Below are 24,927 nucleotides of genomic sequence, written 5' to 3' on the forward strand. Positions count from 1 at the left end.
CCCAACTGTACAGGCCCGACTGTGCAGGAATTAAGCGGAATCCGTATGACAGCACTCAATTCCAGTGACCGAGATCGAAGAAGCGTGCCGCCTGACAAGTCATTAAAATAAGACGCATGACGTTGACTCCAAGAGCCGAGCCAGAGCCGTCAGAGGGGTTCAACAGTTGGGCCGAGTTCCTTCCATTGCCTACCGCCCGCATTCACGCCAATGGCACCCTGATCTGGGCAAACCGCGCCTGGGCCGACCTCAACGCTTCAGAGCAATCAAGTGACCTCACCAGTACTTTCAGCGGCATGCACGGTCAGGACTTTAAAGGCCGGTGGCTGGCAGACGTAGCCGCACAGGCCCCATTTCAACTGCTCGTTCGAGCACCAACAGGAAGAATTCAGCGTCTGCACGCCAGCCCAATACCCGCAGGTCAGTGGCTGGTGACCTGTACCGATGTTCATGATCAGGTTCAGGAAGAACTTGATCTACAGCGAGAATGCCACAAGCTACAGACCATCATTGATGCCAATGCTGACTGCATTAAGGTGCTCAGTCTGGATGGCCTTCTCCTCAGCATGAATGTCGGGGGAATGAGGGTGATGGAAGTTGACGACTTCCAGGCCTGCCTGAACGCCGTATGGCCCACGTTCTGGCAAGGTGAAACGCGTGAGCTTGCAGATCATGCTCTGGATGAAGCCAGGCAGGGACGTGTCGGTATCTTTGAGGGCTTCTGTCCCACCATGAAAGGCACACCGAAATGGTGGGAAGTGACCCTCAGCCCGATTCGTAATCAGGATGGAGAAGTGATCAATCTTCTTTCGACCAGCCGTGACATTACCCAGCGTCACGAGTTCCAGGAAGAACTGAAGGCTTTGAACTCGACGCTCGAAGAGCGCATTCTTCAGCGGACTCAGGAACTTCAGAGAAGCAATGAGGAGTTGGAACGGTTTGCCTATGTGGCCGCCCACGACCTCCAAGAACCCCTTCGCACGGTTCAGAGTTTCTCTGAGCTGCTGGGAAAGCGTTACGCAGAGCAGATAGATGAGCGTGGAAGGAAATACCTGGATTTGATTCAGTCGGGGGCAACCCGCATGAAGGTCCAAGTGAACGACCTCTTGTCCTATTCACGCTTGAGGCACGAACAACCTCCATTACAGCCCATCTCCTTGGAAATCCCATTGCGGGAAGCTTTGCTCCGCCTGAAAGGCAGAATGCGCGAAACGGAAGCAGAATTCACGTATGACCCGTTGCCAACCGTCCTGGGTGATGGGGCACAGCTGGCCCAAGTCCTTCAGAACCTCATCAGCAATGCGCTGAAGTTCACCCGTCGTGGGGTCAAGCCATGTGTGCACCTGACCACACGACAGGAAAATGGGGAGTGGCATTTCACGTTGAGCGACAATGGGATTGGGATTGAAGAGGCGTACCTCGAACAGATTTTCCAGATGTTCAAGCGGTTGAATGCTCGTGAGCAGTACGAAGGTACCGGGATGGGCCTCCCTATCGCTGCGCACATTGTCAAGCACCATGGCGGAAGAATCTGGGCTGAGAGGACACCGGAGGGAACGAATTTCCATTTCACATTGAAAGCCGCGTCAATAAGCGACGCTGTTCAGAGCATTTGACAAAAAGACGCAACGTCTTTTTGGCGAGCGGAGCGAGTGCAAAACACTGAGCAGGACGGAGAATGGAGTGATGCGGGGTGCCGTTCCGCGCATCACGTAATTCGGAGAACTGCTCTAGAGCATTTGACAGAAACGCGGCGTTCTTCTGTGAAATTCTCAGCTCTGAGCCTCCGCCCACGCCTGCACTGCCGCGTACTGATAGGCGGCAAGCCCCGGACGAATCTGGTCGATGTTGGCGGTAAAGCGCGGGTCATGCACCCAGCTCTGCGACACCAGCCTCAGCATTTCGGGCGTGCAGTCGTAGAACCACTCGTGAAAGTAGGCGCGGTGGGCTTCGGCCACTGCCGCCGCCTGTGGGCTCTCGGCGGGGACGCCCGCGTCCATCAGGGCGACGTAGCGGGCGTGCAGTTCGGCGCCTTCGCTGTTCATGCGCTCGCGGTCGGCGGGGGTGTAACGCTTCATCCGCTCGGCGCTCTGGCGGTAGGCCTCGGTGTCGCCCCAGCGTTCCTTCACTTCGGCCTCGTGCTCGCGGGGGTCGAACTGCTCGAATATCTGCTTGATGTCTTCTTGGGTCATGGGCATTTCCTCCTGTAACAGTGAGGTGACGGCCCGCAACCGGCGCTGGGTGGCCTGCAATTCGGCCCGCAGCCGCGCCGCCTGAAGCTCCAGCGCCCGCCGCTGCGCGCTTTCATCGGCCTGTAACAGCTTCAGAATGTCGGCCAGCGCGAACCCCAACTCCCGAAACGTCAGGATGCGCTGCAGCCGCGTCAGGTCAGCGGGGGTATAAAGCCGGTATCCGGCCTCGCTGCGTTCCGACGGCACGAGCAGCCCAATCGCGTCGTAATGGTGCAGGGTTCGCACACTGACCCGCGTGAGTTCAGCGACCTCGCCGACGGTCCAACGCTGTGACATGTCCGTTCACCTCCTGCCACGCAGCTTGAGGCCTGACGCGGCGTGAGGGTCAAGAGGCGCTGTGCGCCGTCTAAAAGTCGAAAGGTCTAATACGGATTCCGATTGAATCCAGCAGATTTCTGGATTCAATCCGACTGAAAGGAGTAGGAAAAGATACGGATTTCGCGATATGGATGCACAGGCGGTGTAGTTCCGACTGTGCAGGAATTTAGCGGAATCCGTATAAGAGTCCAAGAAAGGATGAGCCTTAGACCCTTAGACTCCTCGACCCTTAGACCCGTCACCCCAATTTCCCCGCCAGCCACAGCACCAGAGGCGCCAGCACCAGCGCGGGCATCATGCTGCCCACCCGCACCCGCTTGTCTTCCCCCTCCACTTTTTCAAGGCCGAGGCCACCCAGCATCAGGTTCCAGCTGATGCCGACAATCATCAGGCCGCCCACGCCGGTCAGCAGCAGCACGTAAGGATTGGTCTTGAGAAGTTCGGGGTCGGCCCCGCCCAGCAGCCCCGCCGCGAAGGTGCCTGCCGCGAGGCTGAGTCCGCCCTGCACCAGCAAAATGGTCAGCGCACTGAACCCCACGCCGACGCCGTAGGCCCCCGCCAGCGCCAGCGCGGCAATCGCGTCCAGCGTGCTCTTGAGGACGTAGGTCGAACTGTCGCCCGTCAGTCCGTTTTGCAGCCCGCCGATGACGGTCATGGGGCCGATGCAGAACAGCAGACTGGCCGCGACGAAACCTTCCGTGAAGCGGCCTCCCCCCTTGAAACGCCGCTTGAGGTCGTCACCCAGCCGCGACAGGGCTTCTTCGATGCCGAGCGCTTCCCCCACAACCACGCCCGCCGCGAGGCTGAGCAGCGCGAGCAGCACACCGGGAATCTGCCCGCCGCTCACCCGGTTCAGGCTGCCCGCCATGTCGAGCGCGATAAACAGCGTGACCAGGCTCAGGGTCTGCAGCAGCGCGCGCTGGGTGCGCTCCGGGAGCCGTCCGCCCACCGCCAGGCCGATGAAGGTGCCGAGCAGCACGGCGGCGACATTGATGAAGGTGCCGGACAGTTGCGAGAACAGGCTCATGTGTAGCGCCGACTGTAGCGCGGCCTGTCGCAGCGGCGGCACGGGCGGCATACACAGCGCGGCCCACAACAGGACAAACATGAAAAACCCCCGCCACTTGGACGGGGGACTTTGGTTGCAGGGACAGGATTTGAACCTGCGACCTCCGGGTTATGAGCCCGACGAGCTACCAGACTGCTCTACCCTGCGTTACCTCTTTTTGCTTTGCGCTCCGGGGCTTCCTTTCGCGCTCAAAGAGAATAGGTCGGAAGGTCTGTTTTGTCAACCCGCGATGACAAACGCGGCTGGGCGGCCCCCGCCGGGTCAGGTTTCGGGGGCCGTCTCCATCATCTCGCGGTAGATTTCGCGGACGGTGCGGACCATCTGACGCTCGCTCTGGGTGCCGGAGAGGTCGAGCATCCTGACGACTTCCCGCGCCTCCAGCGACGGGTTGGCGCAGGCCCGCAGCAGGGCGTAGTGGACCAGGCTGGTGCCGGGCCGCGCCCCGCCCGCCGGAGTCCAGGCCTCACGCAGTTGCGGCATCAGCGCGGCGGCGAAGCGGACGATGTCGGGGGCGAGGCGGGCGAGTTCCTTTTGCAGTTGCCCCACCGAGCGCACCCCCACGTAATGCAGCAGGCTGGTCAGCCGCACCGGGCGCTCGGGGTCGGGCCAGTCGGTCAGCAGCGTGACCCCCAGCGCCTCGGCCACCTCCATGTCGAGCGGGCGCACCGGAGGCTGGCCCAGCAGGTAAGCCACGCTCTGCACGTCGATAAAGACGCTCTCGGGTTCGTCCTGCACGCGCTCAGGCAGCGTGGCGGCGTAGTCGCGGCTCATGCGGGCGAGGGCCATGAACTCCTCGTCGGCCATTTCCAGCAGCCCGGCAAGGCGGTAAAAGCGGCGCCGGACCTCACGCGGGACCGCCTCGCGGTTCTTGTAGCCCAGGTCGTGCTCGATTTCGGCCCAGGCGTGCTGAAGAATCGAGCGAATCTGAATCTCGAAGCGCAGGTCGGGCAGGTCGGGGGCGCCGAGCAGGGCCGCGAACTCGGGCTGCCCCGCACTGGGGCGAACCACGTAGTGCACGCCCATGTACCCGAAGCGGTCGGGGTCGTGCATCTTCGACTTGTCGATGGAGTGGTCCCAGTCCACGTCCCAGCAGCTCTCGACCAGCCGCGACACCGCCGCCACGTCCGACTCGAAATAGGTGATGACGCGCACGCCGACCAGGTCGGTCACGTCTGCGAGCGTCTGATACCGCCCCACCTTGCGCCGCAGTTTGTCCGCAAGGCTGGCGGGTTTTTTCAGCCGCCCGGTGATGTGATGAATGTTCAGCCCCGCGTCCTGAAGCAGCCGGGTCATGTGGGCCACCGCCGCCGAGCGCAGCACCTCGTACTCGCCGAGCTGCGCGACATACTCGGCCACCAGAGCCGAGGGAGAAAAGGGCACGGGAGAAGGCATGGCGGCCCGCATGATAGGCCCTGCGCCCGGCCACCGAGGACAGCCTGTCAAGCTGTCAGCGGGGGGGTCCGCCTGCGTGGTTCCGGCCCAGCTCACCTGTCCCCGCTTACCCGGCCCATCTCACCCGGTTCAGCGGTTGGCCGTGCTACAGCAGAGGCCATGCCCCCCCTTCGCCGCTCGCTGCTTGCCGCCGCCGCGCTGCTTTTTTCTGCCCCGCTGGGCACCGCCGCCGCCGCGCCGCGTCTGATCGTGGCCTACCCACCCGACGGGCACCGCGTCGCCCACGATCACGTGATTCTGGAAGGCAGCGTGAGTCCCGGCGCCCGGCTGACCGTGGGGGGCCGCGCCGCCGAGGTCGCTCCCGACGGGCTGTACACGCTGTGGTGGCCGCTGAGTCCCGGGGTCAACACCCTGCGGCTGGTCAGCACGCTGGGCGGCCTGTCCAGCACCCGCACGGTCCGGGTGACGCGCACGGTCGCGGCGCCGCTCCCCGCACGGCCTGCCGCCATCCGGCCCGGCAGCGTGATTCCCGCCGGGCGGCTGGAATTCTGGGACGCCGCCCACGACTCGCCCGCCGAACGCCAGTTCGAGGTGGGCTTCGAGGGATCGCCGGGAGGCCGCGCCAGTTTCCGGGTGGGCGGGGGAAGTGCCCTGCCCCTGCGCGAGATTCGTCCCGGAACCTACCGCGCTGCCTTCATCCTGCCGCCTGAGCGCGTCCTTGAGCAGGCACCTGTGGCCGTCAGCCTGACGGGACAGGACGGCAAAACCGTGACTGCCACAGCGCCGGGCCGCGTCAGCACCGGCACCGGCCCGGCCACCGCGACGCAAACCGGTGCGGTGCGCGGACTGGGCATCAACGAGGCCGAGCTGGCCCTGACCACGCTGGACGGGCAGCCGCTGCTCTATCCGCGTGAGGGCATGACCTTTGTCGCGGTGGGCCGACAGGGAGACGACCTGCGGGTGCGCCTCGCTCCGGGCCTGAGCGCCCTGGTCACAGCCAAACAGGTGACGCTGACCCGGGGTCTGCCGCCGGGTGCCCAGCCCGGACCTGCGGTTCTCGATTCGGAGCCGGGGCTGGGAGAGGCCGCGCCACTCGGGGCCACGGGCACCAGCGGTGACGTGCGGGTGCGCCTGCCGCTGGGCGGAGTACGCCTGCCGTTCGCGCTGGAGCAGGGCGCGGGACGGCTCGACCTGACGCTGTACGGCGCTTCCTTCCTGCCTGCCCCTGACGGGCTGCGCGACCCGCTGCTGGCGGGGGCCGAAGTCACGTCGCCCGGCCCGAACATCCAGCGGCTGACCTTGCGGCTGAGCGCGGCCCAGGGCTGGGGCTTTCACGCTGGCTACGAGGGCGACGACCTGGTGCTGACGGTGCGCCGCCCGCCTGCGCTCGACCCGGCGCGGCCCCTGGCAGGCCGGGTGATCGTTCTGGACCCAGGACACGGCGGCAGCAATCTGGGCGGCGCCGGACTGCTGGGCCTGCCCGAAAAGCTGCTCACCCTGCCGGTGGCGCGGCGGGCCGCCGAGTTGCTGCGGGCGCAGGGCGCCGTCGTCCACCTGACCCGCGAGCGCGACGAGTTCGTGGGGCTGACCGAGCGGGGTCTGCTGGCCGAGGAGACCCGCGCCGACCTGCTGGTCAGCCTGCACCACAACGCCCTGCCCGACGGGCGTGACCCACGCGGGATTCGCGGCCCGGAAATGTACTACACCTGGCCGCAGGCCGAGGCCCTGGCTGGACACCTGCTGAATGCGCTGCGGACCCGCCTGCCCGAACTCGGCCCCGGCGCGGGCCTCAAGCCGGGCGCCAACCTCGCCCTGACGCGGCCCAGCACCCAGATCAGCCTGCTGGTCGAGCTGGCCTACCTGACCGACGCGGGCAACGTGCGCGTGATGCACAGTCCGGACGGTCAGGAGAAGCTGGCGCAGGCGGTGGCTGCCGGAATCGCGCAGTTTTATGCCGCCCAGACGCAGGGCCGCTGAGGGCGGTCCCCACGGCTTCCACAAGGCTCCGGGGGATACGAGGCTCAGCTCTCCTGCACGCGCTGGTACTTGGCGCGGTAGCGTTCGCGGCTGGCCACCTCGATCAGGTCGGTCGGTGAGGCCAGGTCCTGGGCACTGCTGGCGGCGCCGGTGGTGAGCGGCACGGTCAGGTCGCCCACGCTCAGCGGCCCCACACCCCGCTCCAGGGCCTGGGCGAGCAGCGGCACGTCGGCGGCCCCAGCTTCTTCGAGCAGCACGGCGAATTCGTCGGGACCCGAGCGGAACACGGTGTCGCCCCGGCGCCGCGTGCGTTGCAACCGGGCGGCGACCTCCCGCAGCAGGGCGTCGCCTGCCGCCCGGCCCTGCAAGGCGTTGACGCGGCTGAGGGTGCCCACGTCGAGAATCACCAGTCCGAAGGGCTGCTCCAGCCGCCGCGACCAGCGCCGGGTCACGGTGCGGGTCAGGCTCAGGCGGTTGCCCAGCCCGGTCAGCGGGTCGCGCAGCCGCAGGGTCTTGAGCTGCCACCAGCGCTCGAAGGCCACCAGCCCGCTTCCCAGAATGGCGGCCAGCGACACCGAAACCCCGGGAAACACCACGCCCAGAGGCCACAGCAGGGGGGCGACGAGCAGGGTCAGGGCCGCCAGCGCGTAGCCCCACAGCCCGCCGAACAGCACGGCGAGGGCGGCACAGGCGGCGCACAGCAGCGCGGTGGCCCAGACCGGCAAAGGTGTCAGCGGCCCCGCCAGCAGGCTGGACACCGCCCGCGCCTGCCATTCCAGGCCGGAGGTCAGCCGCCCGTCGATGTCGGGGAGGTTCAGCCCTGGCACGCCGCTGGCGTTCTGACCGATCAGGACCACCCGGCCCTGCAGGTCGGCGTAACGCACGTTGCCGCTCACGAGGTCACGAAACGAAAGGGTCTGCGCGGCCACCTGCGCCGGGGGGGAGTAGCGCAGCAGGCGCGGCTGCGTGTCCAGCGGAAGGGGCAAACCGGCCTGGGCCACCACCTGCCGGGCAAAGCTGGGCACGAGCGCCGCGCCGGGGCCACTGCCTGCCGGGTAGGCGGTCTGCACCTCGCGGACCGTGCCGCCGCCGCTGTTCAGGGCGCTGACCCCCGTCACCGTGTGTCTGGTGGGCACCCAGTCGAGCACCGGGTCACCGGGTGCAGTGGCGAGCACGAGGCGCGGGCGGTCGAACGCCGCTCGCAGCTCGGGTCCGGGGTCACGGTCCAGCACCACGTCCAATCCGATCACGCTGGCCCCGGCCTGCTCCAGCGTGTCGAAGGCCTGGAGGTAGAGCGAACGCGGCCACTGCGACAGGGGGCCGTAGTCGCCCAGGGTGGCGTCGTCGATGCCGACGAGCAGCAGCCGCTGGTCGAGGGGCGAAGGCAAGGCGCGGTTGAGCGAGTTTTGCAGGGCGAAGTTGTGCGGCAGCGCCAGCCCCAGCGCCAGCCCCAGCACCGCCGCCAGGGGCAGGGTCAGCCGGCGCAGGGGGCGGTCAAGGGAGCGTGACATCAGACTCGTTTCCTGCGGCGTCACGCACCGTCAGCCGCAGTTCGCCGGGGAACGCGGGCGCGGGCAGCAGCACCCGGAACGGTCCGGGCGGCAGCGAGCGCACCTGCGGCGCACCGGCGCCCTCGATTCGCAGTTCGACCCGCCCGTGCCCCGCGCCCGGACCCTCGTTCAGCTCGCCGGTCAGGAGCACCGTGCGCCCCGCCGTCCGGCGCTCCAGGGCCTCCAGCACCGGCGCCGTCCGGTCGAGCACCAGCGGAAAGCGGCGCTGCCAGACCTGCGCGGCGCGGCGCACGGTGAGCGTCACGTCATGGCGACCGTCGGGCACCGTCGGCAGGTCGGTGGGGAGGGCGAAGACCCCCTCCGCGCTCTCGGTGAGATGGACACTGTGCCCTCCCAGGCTCACCTGCACCTCGCTGCCCTGGGGAGCCGTCACCTGCAGGGCGAGCGCCTTCTGCGCCCAGGGCCGGGCGGCAGTGCCCGGCAGGGTGAACTGTGGCCGCAGCGGCGCGGCCCGCTCCTGGTCGAGGGCGAGGTTGAGCCGGTCGAGGGCGTCGAGCGTCAGGGGGCGTACGGCCTGCCCCGCCGCCTTTTCCTGGCCCTGAGTCAGGCTGATGCCCGGCTCGCTGGGCAACTCGACCTGACCTTCGAACACCTTGACCAGACCCTGGGCGTCCACCCGGAAGGTCGTGCCGCGCACCGCCGTGCTCACCACCGGGGTGGTGATGCGGTAGCCACCCTGCCCCTTTTGCACCACGTTCCAGGCACTGCCGCGCAGCAGCCGCAGCGTGACCTTGCGGCCCCGCGCCGTCTTGTCCACCGCCAGCACGCCCAGTTCGCTTTCCTCGGTCAGGCGCAGGTAGCCGCCGCCGGCAAAGCCGATTTCGGCCCAGGCGCCGCTGCCGGTGCTCACGCGGTCGCCGGTGCCCAGCACCTGACCCACCGCCGCGCCGCGCCCCTTTTCGCCGCTGTAATAGGTCACCGCCCCGCGCAGCGCCTCGATGGTGGCCGTGCCAGGACCGACGAACTGGGCGTGGTACCAGGGGTCGGTTTCGGCAAAGGCCGACTTGCGCCCGGTACGCAGCGAAAGCTGCTCGCCCGGCCCGAGGGACACGGTGCGGGTGCCGCTCGACAGCCGGACCCGCCCGGCGATCACGGCCACCCGGGGCTGCGGGCTGCCGGGAAGCAGGTCGGCGCGCAGTTGCCCGCTTTCCACGTTCAGGTGCCAGCCCAGCGCGTACAGTCCGCCCTGGCCCGCAAAGAAGAACTGGCCCTCCTGCAAATCGGGTTCGTCGCGGTAGACACGCAGGCGCGAGGCGCTGCCCACCGTGACCTGCCCGCCTGCGCGCCCCAGCGTGACGCGCCCGGCGCCGGTTCGCAGGGCGGTGTACACCTCGCGGGTCTGTTGCAGCGGCACCCAGGTGCCTCCCGCGCCCTGCACCTCGGCGCGGCCCTGGGCAGCGGTGACGATCAGGGAAGCCGGGCGGGCGGCCACCTGGGCCTGAGCGGGCAGCACCGGCACAGCCGCCGGAACCAGGAGGGCAAAGAGGCAAAGCGGCCAGGCCACGGCACGGAAAAAACGGGGACGCTGGCTCATCCGGTCCAGTCTACGAGAACTTTCTTTCATTTTCGTGTCGGTTCCGGCCTCTGGGTATACTCGGCTTTGTGCTTGTCGCCGCTGTTCACGCCACCAAAGAATATGGTCCCCTCACGGTCCTGGAGGACGTTCATTTTGCCGTGCAGCCGGGCGACCGCGTGGGGTTGGTGGGCCGCAACGGTGCGGGCAAAAGCACCCTGTTGCGGCTGCTGACGGGCCAGACCCCCCCGGATGGGGGTGAGGTGCGCTGGGGGCCGGGCGTGCGGGTCCGCGCCCTGGAGCAGGACCCCAGCTTTCCCGTGGGGGCGACCATCGACAGCGTGCTCAACAGCGCCTTTCGTGATCTGGACGCCCTGGAAGCCGAACTGGGGGCCGCCGCCGACGCCATGAGCAGCGGCAGCGAAGCCGCCATTCTCCATCACGAGGCGCTGCTGGAGCAGTTCGCCCGGCGCGGGGGCTATGAAAGGCGCAGCCGCAAGGAGCAGGTCACGCTGGCCTTCGGGTTCCGGGGGCGCGAGCACGACCCGGTTTCGGGGCTGTCGGGCGGCGAGCGCACCCGGCTGGGCCTCGCCGCGCTGCTGGTCGAAAACCCCGACGTGCTGCTGCTCGACGAACCGACCAACCACCTCGACATCGTGATGGTGGAGTGGCTGGAAGGGTTTCTGGGGCGCTACCCCGGCGCGGTGCTGGTCATCAGCCACGACCGGCAGTTTCTGGACAACGTGACCAAGGAAACCGCCTACCTGCGCGGCGGGACGCTGAAGGTCTATGCCGGGGGCTACACCAAGTTCCGCGAGCAGCTCGACCTCGAACTGGAGCAGCAGGCCGCGCTGCATGCCCAGCAGTCCAAGCAGATCGCCGACCTGCAATCGAGCGCCGACCGCATGAAAATCTGGGGCCTGGGCATGTCCAAACTCGCCCGGCGCGCCAAGGCGATGCAGGCCCGTGTGGACCGCATGCAGAAGGGAGCCGTCGCCGCTCCGCCGCCCGAGGAGCGCACCACCCGCATCACCTTCCACGCGCCGGAATCGGGCGAAGTGGTGCTCGACGCCCGGCACATCACCCGCAAGATGGGCGAGCGCACGCTGTTCGCCAACCTCGACCTTCAGATTCGCCGGGGCGAGCGCGTGGCCATCATCGGGCGCAACGGGGCGGGCAAAACCACGCTGCTGCGCGCCCTGCTCGGCCTCGACCCCAGCGACGACCCACGCGGGCGGGTGCTGACGGGGGCGCGGGTGAGCGTGGGCTACTACGACCAGGCGCTGCGCGGCGTGGACCCCTCGCAGACCCTCTACGACGTGGCCCGCGAGTACGTGCAAAAGGACCACGAAGCCCATACGCTGCTCGGCACCTTCATGTTTCCCTTCGACCACCACGACAAGCCCGCCCGGATTCTGTCGGGCGGCGAGCGGGCGCGGCTGGCGCTGTTGCGGCTGGCCCAGGAAGACCACAACCTGCTCGTGCTCGACGAACCGACCAACCACCTCGACATGGAAATGGTCGAGGCGCTCGAAGACGCGCTCGCGGCCTACACCGGCACGCTGGTGATGGTCAGCCACGACCGCGCCTTTATCGAGGGGCTGGCCGACCGCATCTGGCTCATCGAGGACGGGCGGTTTTACGAGTACCCCGGCTGGGAGGACTACCGCGCCGGGCACCGCAGCGCCGCCGACATCGAGGCCGAGGCTGCCCGGGCGGTGGCGGCGGCCCCCAAACCCGCGCCCGCGCCCAAAGCCAAGGGCCTGTGGCACCTGAAACGCGAGGTGGAGGCCATCGAAGCCGACATTGCCGCCCTCGAAGCCGAACTGGAAGCGGCGCAGCAAGCCCTGGCCGAAGCCCCGGTGGACGCCGATTTCACCGCGCTGGGGCAGGCCGCGCACGAACTGGAAATGCGGCTGGAAGAAAAAATGGCGCTGTGGGGCGCAAAGCAGGCCGAGGTGGAGGAAAAGGGCGGCTGAGGCTTCCAGCCCCGTCAGCTCATCCATGCACGCCGACGAAGTGTTCCACCGTCGGGAAGGGGTCATAGAAATGGTGCAGCAGCGCCCGCCAGTGCTGGTATTCGGCACTGCCCCGAAACCCGACGGTGTGGGCTTCGAGGCTGTCCCACCAGACCAGCAGGGTGTATTTGTGGTCGTCTTCTATGCACTTTTGCAGTTCGTGGCGCTGATATCCCGGCATGGCGGCGATGATGCGCCGCGCTTCGGCAAAGGCGGCCTCGAAGTCGGCGGTCTGGCCGGGCCGCACCTGAAGCATGGCGATTTCGAGAACAGGTGCCGTCATGGGGTGACTGTAACCGGACAGGGTTCCCGGCGGGAGGGGCTGCCCAGCGCGGCCATCCGCTACACTCGGCCAGACGTGGAATCACTTCCACATACCCCCACAGGGAGGCACCCCAGATGACACTTCAACGTTCCAGCGGCGTCCTGCTGCACCCCACCAGCCTGCCCGGTCCCTACGGCATCGGTGAACTCGGCGCGTCGGCGCGGCACTTCGTGGACTGGCTCGCGCAGGCCGGGCAGCGCTCCTGGCAGGTCATGCCGCTCGGCCCCACCGGCTACGGCGACAGCCCCTACCAGGCGTTTTCGGCCTTCGCGGGCAACCCTTACCTCATCGACCTGACGACGCTGAGAGAAGAAGGCCTGCTCCACGACGCCGACTTCGAGGCCATGCCCGCCTTCAACCCGCGCCGGGTGGATTTCGGCACGCAGTTCGTGTGGCGCAACCAGATGCTCGACCGGGCCTACGCGCACTTTATTTATGGTGAGCACGCCGAACTGACGGCGGCGTTCGAGGCGTTCAAGCAGGAAGAAGCGGACTGGCTGGGCGACTACGCGCTGTTCATGGCCCTCAAGACCGCGCACGGCGGCCTGCCCTGGAACGCCTGGGAAGCGGCGCTGCGTGACCGCGAGCCGGGCGCCCTGGCCTCGGCCCGCGAGCGGCTCGCCGGGGCCATCGACCGCGTGCAGTTCGTGCAGTTCCTGTTTTTCCGCCAGTGGACGGCCCTGCGCGAGTACGCCCGTGAGCGCGGCGTGCAAATCATCGGGGACATTCCCATTTTCGTGGCGATGGATTCCAGCGACGCCTGGGCAAACCGCGACCAGTTTTATTTCGACGACCAGGGCCAGCCCACGGTGGTGGCGGGCGTGCCGCCGGACTACTTCTCGGAAACCGGGCAACTGTGGGGCAATCCCCTCTACAACTGGCCCCGGATGAAGGAAGACGGCTTCGCATGGTGGATCAAGCGCTTTCAGGGCAGCCTGAAGCTCTACGACATCATCCGCGTGGACCATTTCCGGGGCTTTGCCGGGTACTGGGAAATTCCCTACCCCGCCGAAACCGCCATGAACGGGCGCTGGGTGCCGGCGCTGGGGCACGAGATGTTCGAAGCGGTGCGGGCGGCGCTCGGAAGCCTGCCCATCATCGCCGAGGACCTCGGGGTAATTACCCCGGACGTGGAAAAGCTGCGCGACGACTTCGGCTTTCCCGGCATGGCGGTGCTGCAATTCGCTTTCGGGGGCGGCGACTTCGCCGTGAACGACTTCCTGCCCGGCAACATCAAGGAAAACCGGGTGGTCTACACCGGCACCCACGACAACGACACCACACGCGGCTGGTGGGTAAACGCCGACGAGAGCGAGCGCCACAACTTCCGGGTGTACACCAGCAGCGACCCCGGCGAGGACACCTTCGCCTGGCAACTGACCGAGCTGGCTTTCAGTACCCGCGCGGTGCTGGCGGTGGTGCCGCTGCAGGACCTGCTCAACCTCGGCAGCGAGGACCGCATGAACCTGCCCGGCACGACCGGCGACCACAACTGGACGTGGCGCCTCGACCCGGCGGCGCTGCTGCCCTCGCTCGCGGCGCAACTGCGCGAACTGACCGAGCGGACGGGGCGCAGCGCATAAACGCCGTGCAGGGGCCGGGACACACGGAGCCCCCTTTACCCTCCCCCCTCGACCCTCTACCCTCTGCCTCATGAAGCTCTACACCCGCACCGGCGACCAGGGACAGACCGGCCTTTACGGCGCAGACCGCGTGAGCAAGGCCCACCCCCGCGTGGAGGCCTACGGCACCGTGGACGAACTCAACTCGGCGCTGGGGCTGGCGCGGGCGCACAGCACGGACGCCGCGCTCGACACCGACCTCGAGTACCTGCAAAATGCACTGTTCGACGTGGGCGCGGACCTGGCGACCCGCCCCGGCACGTCCTACGAGAAAAACCTCGTTCGCATGGACGCCGAGGACGTGGCCTACCTGGAAGCGATGATCGACCGCTACCAGGAGGCCGCGCCCCCCTTTACCGGCTTCGTGCATCCGGGGGGTACTCCGGCGGCGGCGGCGCTGCAACTCGCCCGCGCCGTGGCCCGCCGCGCCGAACGGGACGTGATCCGGCTGCTCGACACCGAGGAGGCGAACGCGCAGGTGCAGGTCTACCTCAACCGCGTTTCCGACCTGCTGTTCATCATGGCCCGCGCCGTCAATGCCCGCAGTGGGCTGAGCGAAGAAGCCTGGACCGTGAAAAAGCGGCGGTAAGTGCCGCCGGGTGACACAATGGGCGGCGTGCCCCCCGTGCCCCCGACCCCGCTCACCCTGGCCCTCGACATCGGCGGCACGTCCCTCCGGGCGGCGCTGGTGCAGGGCAGGCAGGTGCGCGAGCGGCGGCAGGCGCCCACCCCGCACCCGGCGACCCCGGACGCGGTGCTGGCCGCCGCTGCCGACCTCGCCCGCCCGCTGATCGGGCAGGCGTCGGGCCTGGGCGTGGCGTGTGCCGGCGCCCTGCACGGCGGCGTGGTCCTCTCGACCTCCGAACACATTTTTCCCGGCTGGGCAGGCACACCGCTGGCCGAGCGGCTGAGCGCCGAACTGGGCCTGCCCGCTGCCGTCCTGAACGACGCCCGCGCCGCCGCCTGGGGAGAAGCGCGACTCGGCTTGGGTCAGGGCGTGCGCGAATTCATGTTCGTGACCGTCAGCACCGGCATCGGCGCGGGGCTGGTGCTGGACGGGCGGCTGCATCAGGCGGGCAATGGTCTGGACGCCGAACTGGGCCTGACCCTGGCCCCCCGCGCCGCGCCTGCCAGCGGCCTGCGGTTTCTGGAACGGGAAGCCAGTGGCCGGGCGCTGGACGAGCAGGCCCGCGCCCTGGGCTTTGCGGGCAGCCGCGAACTGTGTGACGCCGCCGAAACCGGGCACCCACAGGCGCAGGCGGCGCACTCGCGCTCGGCGTTCCTGCTCGCCTGGAAACTGGCCGACGTGGGTGCGCTGCTGGGCGTCACGCGGGTGGCCCTGGGCGGCAGCGTGGGTCTGCGCCCCGGCTACCGCGAGCAGGTGGAGTGGGCTTTGTCGGAAATGCCCACCCGCCACACCCCCGAAGTGGTCCCCGCCGCGCTGGGGGCCGACGCCGGGCTGATCGGCGCGGCGCTGTGGGCGCGGGAGCAGCGGGCGTGAAGGGCCTGCGCCCTAGAGATTTACGCTTCCGGCCCGGCGAGCTGCGGCGCTCGGACGTGCCGCAGACCAACCTGCTGCCGGGCGCGGGACAACCGGCACGGGCAGAGCGGCCGGCCCGGCGGCGGGCGTGGCTGCTGCTCGGGCTGGGGCTGTGCCTGCTGGCCCTGCTGGGCGTGTCCCTGTTTTGAGTCGCGGGCAGAGTCCGGTTCTCCCCCCTGTTCCGCCTCATACGGATTCCGCTTAATTCCTGCACAGTCGGGCCTGTACAGTTGGGAAGGCGCCGCCTGTGCATCCATATCGCGGAATCCGTATTTTTTCCTACTCGCATCCGCTCTGCTGAGCAGCTTTGCAAGTCGGATTGAATCTGAAACGACCAGATTCAATCGGAATCCGTATCATCTGCCAAACTGACGCCCATGACCGACCGCCCCGACCGTTCACAGCTCGCGTTTGCCCGATTGCTTCCCCGTCTGTTCCGGGGGGGACAGGCTTACGTGGGCGTCGAAGCCACCCTCAGCGACCTCACGGACGAGCAGGCGGCGCAGCGTGCCGGGGGGCTGCCGCACAGCGTGGCCGAACTGGTGGCGCACGTGAACTGGTGGAACCGCTGGATGCTCGACATCATCGAGATGGGGCAGGCCCTTCCCTACCCGCCGCACGCCGCCGACACCTGGCCCGCCGTGGGCGCGGGCGACTGGAGCCGCACCAAGAACGAGTTTTACGAACTGCTTGCCCGCATCGACACCCACGCCTCGCGGCCCGACCTCGCCAGCCCGGTCAACCACGAGGAAACCATCGGGGAACTGCTTGCCGACTTCGCGCTGCACACGGCCCACCACTTCGGCCAGATCATCAGCGTGCGCCAAGCCCTCGGCGCGTGGCCGCCTGCCGGGGGGGGCGACACGTGGTGAGGCCCTGACGGGCCGCTAAGGGTAGAGGGCAGAGAGTGGAGGGCAAAGAGATGAAACTCGGCCCTCCACCCTCTGCCCTTTTACCCTCTGCGCTTTTCGGCCTGCACCATCGCCACGAACTGCGCCAGGCGGGGGGCGCGGCCCCAGCGTTTGCGGTCGCCAGCCACGCGCCAGATCCACTCCACGCCCAGCTTGCGCGTCCAGTCGGGGGCGAGCTGCGCGGCGCCCGCCAGCACGTCGATGACGCCCCCACAACCGATGGCGACGGGGGCGCGGTGGAGCTGTTTCCAGTAGTCGTTGAAGATTTCCTGTCGCCCCGCCCCCATGCCGGTGAGCAGCAGGTGCGCGCCGCTGGCCCCGACGAGTTCGGCCACCCGCTGGTCCTCGTCGGGCTTGAAATAGCCGTGATGGACGCCCGCCACCCCGATGCCGTAGTCGCGCACCGCGTTCTGGGCGGCCTGCTCGGCCACGCCCGGCTTGGAGCCGAGGAAAAACACGCGCAGTTCGGGGCCGTGCCGCTTCATCAGGCCCGTGACCAGGTCGAAGCCGGGGGCGCGGGGCACCTCGGCGCCGAGCAGTTGCCGCGCCGCGTAGACGATGCCCACGCCGTCGGCGGTGACCAGGTCGGCCTGCTGCATCACCCGCACGAACTCGGGCTGGGTGCGCGACTGCACGATGAACTCGGGGTTGAGGGTCACCACGGTGTGCGGGGTCGCCGGCGACTCGAACAGCCAGCCACTCAGCCGGTCGAGCGCGGTGTCCAGCGTGACCGGGTCCAGCGGCAGGTCGAAAAGAACCAGGCGTTCGGGCGAACTCGTAGGACTCATGCTGGCGCGATTGTAGCCCGCAGGGTCTGCCGCCTCTGCCGGGGGGTGCCGCGCCGCACCTGCCCGCCCACCCCCCGGAGGGACGCGAGCAAGTGTGATGCGGCATACTCTGGAGCATGTTGCCGGGTGCGTTCGCTTCCCTGCCTGCCGAGGTGCAGGCGCAGCTCACGGCGGCGGGGCGCAGCGGGCGCTGGGGTCGGGGCGGGCTGATTTTTCATCCCGACGACCCCGCCGAGACCCTGCACCTGCTCACACGCGGCACGGTGCGGCTGTATCGCCTGGGCAGCGGCGCCCGGGAAGTCACGCTGGACGTGCATGTTCCCGGCGCCCTGCTCGGCGCCCCGGCCCTGCTTCCCGGCTCCGGGCAGAGCGCCACCTACGGCATGTACGCCGAAGCGATGGACGAGGTGGAAACGCTGCAACTCGGCCAGGGCGCCCTGCACCGCCTCTTTGGGCAGCAGCCCGCCGCGCTGCTGGCCCTGACCGAGCAGCTCACCCGGCAGACGCGGGGCGTGCAGGAGCGGCTTTCCGGCCTGGTCTTTCTGGAGGTGTCGCAGCGCCTCGCCCTGGCCCTGCTCGCTCTGGCCGAGCGCGAAGGCGGCTGGGACGGCCCGGCGCTGGCCCTGCGTGACCGCATCTCGCACCAGGACCTCGCGCACGCGGTGGGCAGCACCCGCGAAACCATCACCAAGCTGCTCGGCGACTTCCGGGCACGCGGGCTGCTCGACCTGGGCTACCGCCGCATCGTGCTGACCGACCGCGCCGGACTCGAACAGGCGGCGCGGCAACCCCTGGGGCCGCTGGACTCCTGAGCGGCCGCAGGGTCCCTGAAGCCCCAACGTCCCTGAAGCCCGAACGAAAGCCCAAACTACGTTTCGCGCTCCGAAATGCATTAGGGTAGCCCCCGAATGGCGCGGAACGTAGCGGCGGAATACAGCAAAGGCACCCTGGGCGAGTTTCTCCGCCTCTCGCCGCAAGACCTCGAGCGGGCACGGGCCGAGCGGCGCCCGAAACTCGACCGGGAGGCGCTGGCCGCTGCGCTGCGCGAGTACCACCGCGATCTGGGCACCCTGGACGCGAACGTCGAGGCGCTGCTCACCCGTCTGAGCCACCCCGAATCGCGGGTGGTCGTCACCGGGCAGCAAGCGGGCCTGCTCACCGGCCCGGCCTACAGCGTCCACAAGGGCGCGGGCGCGGCACTCCTCGCCCAGAAGCTGAACACGGACGACGCCCCGGTCGTCGCCGTGTACTGGGTCGCCAGCCAGGACCACGACGCCGAGGAAGTCGCCAGCGCAACGCTGCTCGACCTGAACGAAACCCTGCACCGCCTGACCCTCGACGTGCCGGCTGGCGTGCCGGTGGGCCGGGTGGCGTGGCGCGACGAGTGGACCGCCGAGGTACTGGCCCTGCTCGAGCGTTTCGAGGCCCCCGCCGAACACAGGGCCGCTGTCCGCGCCCGGATAGAGCGGGCCATCTCGGGCAATGGGTCGCCACACACCGGGTACGCCGACGTGTTCGCCCGGCTGATTCACGGGCTGCTCGCGCCCGCCGGTCTGCTGGTGCTCGACCCCATGCACCCCGCGCTCGCCCGCCTGATGGCCCCCGCGCTCGCCCGTGAGCTGGAGCAGCCCCTCACGTCCTCGGAGCGCATCGAGGCCGCCGCCGAGCGCCTGAGCACCGCCGGATTCACGCCGCAACTGCGCCGCCCGGCGGGGGCGACCAACCTCTTTGTCGAGGAGCAGGACGGCCAGCGCCGACTGCTGAAATTCGACGGGCAGACTTTCAGCACCGATACCCGCGCGTATACCCGCACCGAGCTGCAGGCACAGCTCGGCGCCGACCCGACCCGCCTGACCCCCGCCGCTGGCCTGCGCCCCGCCGTGCAGGACGCGCTGCTGCCCACGCTGGCCTTCGTGGTCGGCCCCGGCGAAATCGCGTACGGGGCGCAGCTGAAAGACGTCTACCCGCTGCACGGCCTCCAGCAACCGCTGCTGTGGCCGCGCCTGAGCGTGACGTGGCTGGAACCGAACGTCGCCCGGTTGCTCCGCCGCCTGCACGCCACCGCCGCCGAGGTGCAGGCCGATCCGGAAGGGGTGCTGGGCCGCGCCCTGGCCCGTGAGAGGGGCGCGGGCGCGGTGGCCGCCGGGCGCTTGCAAGCCCTCGAAGCCGAACTGGAACAGCTCATCACCGACCTCGCGCAGCTCGACCCCACGCTGGTCGGCGCCGCCGAACGCACCCGCCGCCGCACCCTGCCCCGCGTGGCGCACCTGCAACGGCAGGCCGCCTCCGCCCTGGCCCGCGCCGAGGACGAACGCAGCGGGCAACTGACCCGCCTGAACAAGCACCTGCTGCCAAACGGCGTCCCCCAGGAACGCGAGATGAACTTCCTGACCTACCTGCTCAAACACGGCGAAACCCCGCTCAGGCAACTGCTGGCCCTGGACGCGGGGTTCGTGGGAGAGGTGGAGATTTCGTAAGGGGGCAGATGGCTGAAGGCGAAAGGCAGATGGCCCGCTTGAGCTTCAGCCTCAGCTAAGCCATCAGCTCTTAGCCATCTGCCATCTGCCTTCTGCCATCCGCCTTCAGTGCCCCAGAATCTTGCTCAGAAACTGCTTGGCCCGCTCGTGCTGCGGGTTCTGGTAAAAGGCCTCGGGCGTGGTGTCTTCCACGATGTTGCCCTGGTCGAAAAACAGGATGCGGTCGGCCACTTCGCGGGCAAAGCCCATTTCGTGCGTGACCACCAGCATGGTCATGCCGGAGCGGGCGAGTTCCTTCATCACGTCGAGCACCTCTTTGATCATCTCGGGGTCGAGCGCCGAGGTCGGCTCGTCGAACAGCATGATTTTGGGGTCCATCGCCAGGGCGCGGGCGATGGCGACGCGCTGCTGCTGCCCGCCCGAGAGCTGGGCCGGGAACTTGTGGGCCTGCTCCTCGATGCCCACGCGCCGCAGCAACTCCAGGCCGCGTGCCTGAGCCTCGGCCTTGCTCGCGCCGCGCACACGGGTGGGGGCCAGGGTGATGTTGTCGAGCACCGTCAGGTGCGGAAACAGGTTGAACGACTGAAACACCATGCCGACCTCGCGGCGAATGGCGTCGAGGTTCCTCGCGCCCTGAAGCGGAATGCCGTCCACCGTGATGGAGCCGCCGTCGTGGGGGTCGAGCGCGTTGATGGTGCGGATGAAGGTGCTTTTGCCGCTGCCCGACGGCCCGATGATGACGACCACCTCGCCCTGTCGCACGCTGAGGTTGACGCCGCGCAGGGCGTGGAAGGCGCCGAAGTGCTTGTGGACATCCTGGGCGACGATCACCGGCTCGCCCACCGTGCGGGCGACCGGAGCGGCTGCCGGAGCGGAAGCGGGGTCAGGAGAAAAGGGAGCGGTCATGGGCGGGATTCTAAAGGGTCGGCGCGGCGCGGGCACTCGCATCATGCGTACTTTTCAAACGCAAAGCTATGGCCAGCAACGCTTCCGACCTGTAACGCTTCCGACCTGTATAGGGAGCTGTGCTAGCATCGGCGCGACCACATCCCAGGACACGACTCCGCGCATCCGACTTTCGGCCCATCGCCGCTCCGAGTGCCTTGAGCGTGACCTGTCCCCAACGGAGGAACCCATGAAAAAGATGCTTTCCCTCAGCGCCCTCGTGCTGGCGGGCACCGCCACCGTCGCCTTCGCCCAGAACGCCTTCATCACCATCGGCTCGGGCAGCACCACGGGGGTCTACTTCCCCGTCGCCACCGGCATGGCGAAGATGATGAACGACGCGGGCGGCATCCGCGCCAACGCCCGCTCCACCGGCGGCAGCGTGTTCAATATGAACGGCATCAAGTCCGGCGAACTCGACATGGCGATTGTCCAGAACGACGTGGCCTACTACGCCTACAAGGGCACCGGCATCGACGCCTTCAAGGGCAAGGCCAACCCCAACGTGCGCTCCATGGCCGTGCTGTACCCCGAAGTCCTGCACGTCATCGTGCGCAAGGACGCGGGCATCAACACCATCGCCGACCTCAAGGGCAAGCGCGTGGTGACGGGCGACCTCGGCTCCGGCTCGGAGCAGACCGCCCTGCAAGTGCTCGAAGCCTACGGCCTAGATTTCAAGGACCTCGGCCAGCAGCTTCGCGTCTCCCCCGCCCAGGGCATCAGCCTGATGCAGGACAAGCGCGCCGACGCCCTGTTCTACACGGTGGGCGTGGGTGCCAGCGCCATTGCCCAGATTGCCCAGACCACCGACGTGAAGCTGATTCCCGTCAGCGGCAACCAGGCCACCGCGCTGCTCAAGAAGTACCCCTTCTACGTGCGCTACAACATCCCCGCCAAGAGCTACAAGGGTCAGGGTGCCACTGTGCCCGGCGTGGCGGTGCAGGCGACCCTGGTCACCAGCAGCAGCGTGGACACCGACACCGTGTACAAGGCCATGAAGGCCGCCTTCTCCAACGAAAAGGCGCTCAAGGCCCTGCACCCGGCCCTCGCCAACAACTACGCCGACGCCAAGGCGGTCAAGGGCCTGCCCGCTCCCCTGCACCCCGGAGCCGTCAAGTTCTGGAAAGAGCAGGGCCTGAACGTCAAGTAAAGGCGGAAGGTCAAACGGGCAAACCGTCTAAAAGCTGAAGGGTCAGAACCTTTGGCCCAAGCGGTTCGACGGTTTGACAGTTCGACGGTTTGACGGCTTAACTGTTTGACCTTCCCCCCCACCGGGCCAGCCCCCACACTGGCCCCTTTTTCCTCTCAGGAGCATGAGCAGACTATGAGTGACCCCACAAGACCGATTTCTTCCGACCCGGTGCTCACGCCGCCGGGCCATGACATGACCGAGGGCGAGCGCCGCGCCCTGGAGATGGTCGAAGCCGCCGAGACGGGCGGGCGCAAACTGGGCGGCTGGCAGGCGGGACTGGTCACCCTCGTCGCGGTGGCGTGGTGCCTGTTTCAGATGTACGCCGCCTGGAACGGGACGCTGGTGCCAACCACGCTGCGGGCCATTCACCTGGGCTTCGCCTTTGCGCTGGCCTTTCTGGTCTTTCCCTTTCGCAAGACGCCGGGCAAGCCGCAGGTCGGGATTCCCTGGAGCGACTGGCTGCTGGGCCTGCTGGCGACGGGCAGCGCGGCCTATTTCGTGGTTCAGTACGCCAACATCGCCGCCAACGGGGGCATTCGGGACGGGGTGCCCGCCGACCTGTGGGCCGGCAGTGCGCTGGTCGTGATGCTGCTGCTGGCGGCGTGGCGCACCATCGGGATTGCCATGCCGCTGATTTCGCTGGCCTTTATCCTGTTCGCCTTCATGGGGGCCAAGGGGCTGATTAAGGCCATTCAGACGCCCTTTCACGGCGGCTACACCTGGCCGCAACTGATGGGCCAACTGGCGACCAACACCGAAGGCATCTTCGGCACGGCGCTGGGCGTGTCGGCGCAAATCGTCTTTCTGTTCGTGCTGTTCGGGGCCGTGTTCGACAAACTCGGCGCGGGCGACTGGTTCATGCGCGTGGCCCAGAGTATCCTCGGCGGCTTCCGGGGCGGCGCAGCCAAAGCCAGCATCCTGTCGAGCGGACTGAACGGCATCATTTCCGGGTCTGCCGTGTCCAACGTGGTCACGGGCGGCAACATCACCATCGGCACCATGATTCGCACCGGCTACAGCCGCGAAAAAGCCGGGGCCATCGAGGTCGCCAGTTCGAGCAACGGGCAACTGATGCCCCCGGTGATGGGCGCGGCGGCGTTCATCATGGCGCAGAACCTGAACATCGAGTACCGCTCGCTGATTCTGGCGGCGGCGATTCCGGCCTTCCTGTGTTACGCCGCGCTGCTGGCGGTGGCCCACATCGAGGCGCTCAAGCTGAACCTGCGCGGGCTGCCGCGCTCCGAACTGCCGCCCCTGAAAAAGACCGTGCTCGAAGGCTGGTATTACATCCTCCCGCTGGGCTACCTCATCGGGGTGCTGACTTCCAACCCCGAAGCCAACCCCGAACGCATCGCCCTGAACACCATTCTGATGATGATCGTGATGATGTTCGTGCAGGAAGGCTTTTTTGCCAGCCGCGACGGACGCGGCCTCGCGCAGGGCCTGAAAGACGGTGGGCGCAAACTGCTCGAAGCCTTCGAGGGCGGCGCACGCTCTATGGTCGGCATCGCCATCGCCACCGCTGCGGCGGGCATCATCGTGGGCATCGTGACCATCACGGGTCTGGGCTTCGGCCTCGCGGACGTGGTGGAAGGCGTCACGAACCTGTTTCAGACGCCGTTTCTCAAGATTCTGGCCGTGCTGGTCATGGGTCAGCTCATCGCCCTGATTCTGGGCATGGGCCTGCCGACCACCGCCAACTACATCCTGATGAGTGCGCTGATCGTGCCCATCATCGCCCGCGTCGCCGGGCTGGACACCGGCAACCCCGCGCAGATGCTCCCGGCGCACATGTTCGTCTTCTACTTCGGCATCATGGCCGACTCGACGCCCCCGGTGGCGCTCGCCGCCTTCGCTGCGGCGGCCATCTCGGGCGGCGACCCGGTCAAGACGGGTGTGCAGGCCTTCCAGTACGAACTGCGCACCGCGCTGCTGGCCTACATGATGTTCTTCAACCCGCAACTGCTGCTGATCGCCAACAACCAGCTCGGCGGGCTGCCGCTGGCCGAGGCCATTCCGATGGTCATCTTCGCCTTCATCGGTCTGGTCGCCTTCAGCGCCGCCACCCTGCGCTTCCTGCACCGCAAGACCAACCCGCTGCAGATGCTGCTGCTGCTCGTGGCCTCCTTCGTCCTGATTATCCCCACCCAAATCATCTGGAACCTCGGCGCACTCGCCCTGATTGCCGCCGTGTACTTCTGGCAAAAGGCGGGCAGCCGCAGCGAGCCGCCCGCGCCGCTCAGCGCCGCCGCCTGAGCTTCCCGTCCTCAATGCGCCCCTTTCCCGGTGAAAGTGGGCGCATTTGTGTTGCCCTCACGTTTCCTGAAGGCATCATCACTTGGGGGTCAGGTTCGGGGGGCACAGTGAGAGACATGAAAAAGATTCTTCTGGCAAGTGTGGCCGGCGCCGGTCTGCTGGCGAGTTGTGGCGACGTGACCGTGACCATCCCCGGTTACTTCGGCGCTCCGCAGACCAGCAGCGCCCAACTCAGCAAAATCAGCAACTACTCGACCAACTACCAGCTCAGCGCCGACGTGCTCGACCAGAACGGCAACACCCTCAAGAAGGGCAAGAGCATCATCTGTGACAATGTCACCACCGAGATTACGGGCGGCGTCGATTTTACGGGCGACCTGAATAAGCTCGGTCTGCAGCTTAAAGGCGTCAAGACCGGGGATTATGACAATCTCGGAACCAACGATGTGAATCGTGGTGGCCTCACCTCTGGCACCGTTCCGGTGAATATCACTGTCCCCAAGGGCCTCGCCCCCCTGAACCTCGGTGCTCAGGCCATCGTGGTCAACCCGCGCACTGTTGATATCAAGGGCTACACGTACCTGCGCGCTCAGGGCCTGGACACGCAGGGCCGCGCCACCAACATCATCGAAAGCGGCGCAATTCCGGTTGTGGACTGCACCGCTGGATAACATCCGCGAGCATGGACAAGAGCTTCCCCTCACCGGGAGGCTCTTTTTTGTCCTCGGCCTGTCTAATCTATTATTGATAAAAGAACTCAA

At 67.6% G+C, this 24,927-nt stretch carries 21 protein-coding genes and 1 tRNA gene; 13 read left to right on the forward strand and 9 right to left on the reverse strand.

The genetic code is table 11. The annotated features are described in order from the left end of the window. Positions 1-116 precede the first annotated feature (116 nt). Positions 117-1,616 (forward strand): sensor histidine kinase, encoded by a 1,500-nt coding sequence (locus tag G6R31_RS06605; protein WP_081608196.1) that lies wholly within the window; start codon positions 117-119, stop codon positions 1,614-1,616. Between the two features lie 156 nt (positions 1,617-1,772). Here the strand turns inward: G6R31_RS06605 and G6R31_RS06610 are convergent, their stop codons facing one another. The 4 genes from G6R31_RS06610 to G6R31_RS06625 all read right to left on the reverse strand — a co-directional run bounded on the left by G6R31_RS06610 (position 1,773) and on the right by G6R31_RS06625 (position 5,031). Then, positions 1,773-2,528, reverse strand: a complete 756-nt coding sequence (locus G6R31_RS06610) for a MerR family transcriptional regulator (RefSeq protein ID WP_017869537.1) — start codon at positions 2,526-2,528, stop codon at positions 1,773-1,775. Between the two features lie 280 nt (positions 2,529-2,808). Further along, a complete protein-coding gene (locus G6R31_RS06615) occupies positions 2,809-3,597 on the reverse strand; it encodes a DUF554 domain-containing protein (protein ID WP_017869538.1) in 789 nt (262 codons plus the stop codon). 112 nt (positions 3,598-3,709) lie between these two features. Further along, positions 3,710-3,786 (reverse strand) — tRNA-Met (locus tag G6R31_RS06620). Positions 3,787-3,900: 114 nt separating this feature from the next. After that, a complete protein-coding gene (locus G6R31_RS06625; protein ID WP_017869539.1) occupies positions 3,901-5,031 on the reverse strand; it encodes a GTP pyrophosphokinase in 1,131 nt (376 codons plus the stop codon). Positions 5,032-5,190: 159 nt separating this feature from the next. Here G6R31_RS06625 and G6R31_RS06630 point away from each other — a divergent pair, with 159 nt between their 5' ends. Then, positions 5,191-7,008: an N-acetylmuramoyl-L-alanine amidase gene (locus G6R31_RS06630; protein ID WP_017869540.1), complete on the forward strand. Its 1,818-nt coding sequence runs from the start codon at positions 5,191-5,193 to the stop codon at positions 7,006-7,008. A 44-nt stretch (positions 7,009-7,052) separates the two neighbouring features. On the opposite strand, the gene G6R31_RS06635 is transcribed toward G6R31_RS06630, so the two are convergent. Both G6R31_RS06635 and G6R31_RS06640 read right to left on the reverse strand, forming a co-directional pair. Then, a complete protein-coding gene (locus G6R31_RS06635; RefSeq protein ID WP_017869541.1) occupies positions 7,053-8,519 on the reverse strand; it encodes a CHASE2 domain-containing protein in 1,467 nt (488 codons plus the stop codon). Then, on the reverse strand, positions 8,503-10,113 hold the full coding sequence (locus G6R31_RS06640; protein ID WP_017869542.1) for a FecR domain-containing protein: 1,611 nt from the start codon (positions 10,111-10,113) through the stop codon (positions 8,503-8,505). Before G6R31_RS06640 ends, G6R31_RS06635 begins: the two co-directional genes overlap by 17 nt. Positions 10,114-10,181: 68 nt before the next feature. Here G6R31_RS06640 and abc-f point away from each other — a divergent pair, with 68 nt between their 5' ends. Further along, positions 10,182-12,071 carry a ribosomal protection-like ABC-F family protein gene (gene abc-f, locus G6R31_RS06645; RefSeq protein WP_025567324.1) on the forward strand — a complete coding sequence of 630 codons (1,890 nt, stop codon included), beginning with the start codon at positions 10,182-10,184 and terminating at the stop codon, positions 12,069-12,071. 19 nt (positions 12,072-12,090) lie between these two features. Here abc-f and G6R31_RS06650 read toward each other — a convergent pair whose 3' ends face one another. Next, entirely contained in the window at positions 12,091-12,393 is a 303-nt protein-coding gene (locus tag G6R31_RS06650) for an antibiotic biosynthesis monooxygenase family protein (protein ID WP_029732761.1), read from the reverse strand. A 116-nt stretch (positions 12,394-12,509) separates the two neighbouring features. Between G6R31_RS06650 and malQ the strand changes: the two genes are divergently transcribed. The 5 genes from malQ (at position 12,510) to G6R31_RS06675 (ending at position 16,469) form a co-directional block, all read left to right on the forward strand. Continuing rightward, positions 12,510-14,018 (forward strand): 4-alpha-glucanotransferase, encoded by a 1,509-nt coding sequence (malQ, locus tag G6R31_RS06655; RefSeq protein ID WP_017869545.1) that lies wholly within the window; start codon positions 12,510-12,512, stop codon positions 14,016-14,018. A 70-nt stretch (positions 14,019-14,088) separates the two neighbouring features. Further along, complete coding sequence (locus tag G6R31_RS06660; protein WP_017869546.1) at positions 14,089-14,646, forward strand: cob(I)yrinic acid a,c-diamide adenosyltransferase; 558 nt, start codon at positions 14,089-14,091, stop codon at positions 14,644-14,646. Positions 14,647-14,664: 18 nt separating this feature from the next. Then, positions 14,665-15,558 (forward strand): ROK family protein, encoded by an 894-nt coding sequence (locus G6R31_RS06665; protein ID WP_017869547.1) that lies wholly within the window; start codon positions 14,665-14,667, stop codon positions 15,556-15,558. Then, on the forward strand, positions 15,555-15,746 hold the full coding sequence (locus tag G6R31_RS06670) for a hypothetical protein (protein WP_152423488.1): 192 nt from the start codon (positions 15,555-15,557) through the stop codon (positions 15,744-15,746). Before G6R31_RS06665 ends, G6R31_RS06670 begins: the two co-directional genes overlap by 4 nt. A gap of 228 nt (positions 15,747-15,974) precedes the next feature. Further along, positions 15,975-16,469 (forward strand): DinB family protein, encoded by a 495-nt coding sequence (locus G6R31_RS06675; protein ID WP_017869549.1) that lies wholly within the window; start codon positions 15,975-15,977, stop codon positions 16,467-16,469. Between the two features lie 80 nt (positions 16,470-16,549). Here G6R31_RS06675 and G6R31_RS06680 read toward each other — a convergent pair whose 3' ends face one another. Then, a complete protein-coding gene (locus tag G6R31_RS06680; RefSeq protein ID WP_017869550.1) occupies positions 16,550-17,296 on the reverse strand; it encodes a WecB/TagA/CpsF family glycosyltransferase in 747 nt (248 codons plus the stop codon). A gap of 116 nt (positions 17,297-17,412) precedes the next feature. Between G6R31_RS06680 and G6R31_RS06685 the strand changes: the two genes are divergently transcribed. Then, on the forward strand, positions 17,413-18,108 hold the full coding sequence (locus tag G6R31_RS06685; RefSeq protein ID WP_017869551.1) for a Crp/Fnr family transcriptional regulator: 696 nt from the start codon (positions 17,413-17,415) through the stop codon (positions 18,106-18,108). Positions 18,109-18,204: 96 nt separating this feature from the next. Next, a complete protein-coding gene (gene bshC, locus G6R31_RS06690) occupies positions 18,205-19,773 on the forward strand; it encodes a bacillithiol biosynthesis cysteine-adding enzyme BshC (protein ID WP_017869552.1) in 1,569 nt (522 codons plus the stop codon). Between the two features lie 105 nt (positions 19,774-19,878). Here bshC and G6R31_RS06695 read toward each other — a convergent pair whose 3' ends face one another. Continuing rightward, on the reverse strand, positions 19,879-20,679 hold the full coding sequence (locus tag G6R31_RS06695; protein ID WP_025567358.1) for an amino acid ABC transporter ATP-binding protein: 801 nt from the start codon (positions 20,677-20,679) through the stop codon (positions 19,879-19,881). Positions 20,680-20,908: 229 nt separating this feature from the next. Between G6R31_RS06695 and G6R31_RS06700 the strand changes: the two genes are divergently transcribed. The 3 genes from G6R31_RS06700 to G6R31_RS06710 all read left to right on the forward strand — a co-directional run bounded on the left by G6R31_RS06700 (position 20,909) and on the right by G6R31_RS06710 (position 24,837). After that, complete coding sequence (locus tag G6R31_RS06700) at positions 20,909-21,868, forward strand: TAXI family TRAP transporter solute-binding subunit (protein ID WP_017869554.1); 960 nt, start codon at positions 20,909-20,911, stop codon at positions 21,866-21,868. 174 nt (positions 21,869-22,042) lie between these two features. Further along, a complete protein-coding gene (locus G6R31_RS06705) occupies positions 22,043-24,166 on the forward strand; it encodes a TRAP transporter permease (protein ID WP_025567356.1) in 2,124 nt (707 codons plus the stop codon). Positions 24,167-24,282: 116 nt separating this feature from the next. Next, positions 24,283-24,837: a hypothetical protein gene (locus G6R31_RS06710; protein ID WP_017869556.1), complete on the forward strand. Its 555-nt coding sequence runs from the start codon at positions 24,283-24,285 to the stop codon at positions 24,835-24,837. Positions 24,838-24,927 lie beyond the last annotated feature (90 nt).

Source organism: Deinococcus wulumuqiensis R12, from assembly GCF_011067105.1.
Taxonomy (GTDB): Bacteria; Deinococcota; Deinococci; order Deinococcales; family Deinococcaceae; genus Deinococcus; species Deinococcus wulumuqiensis.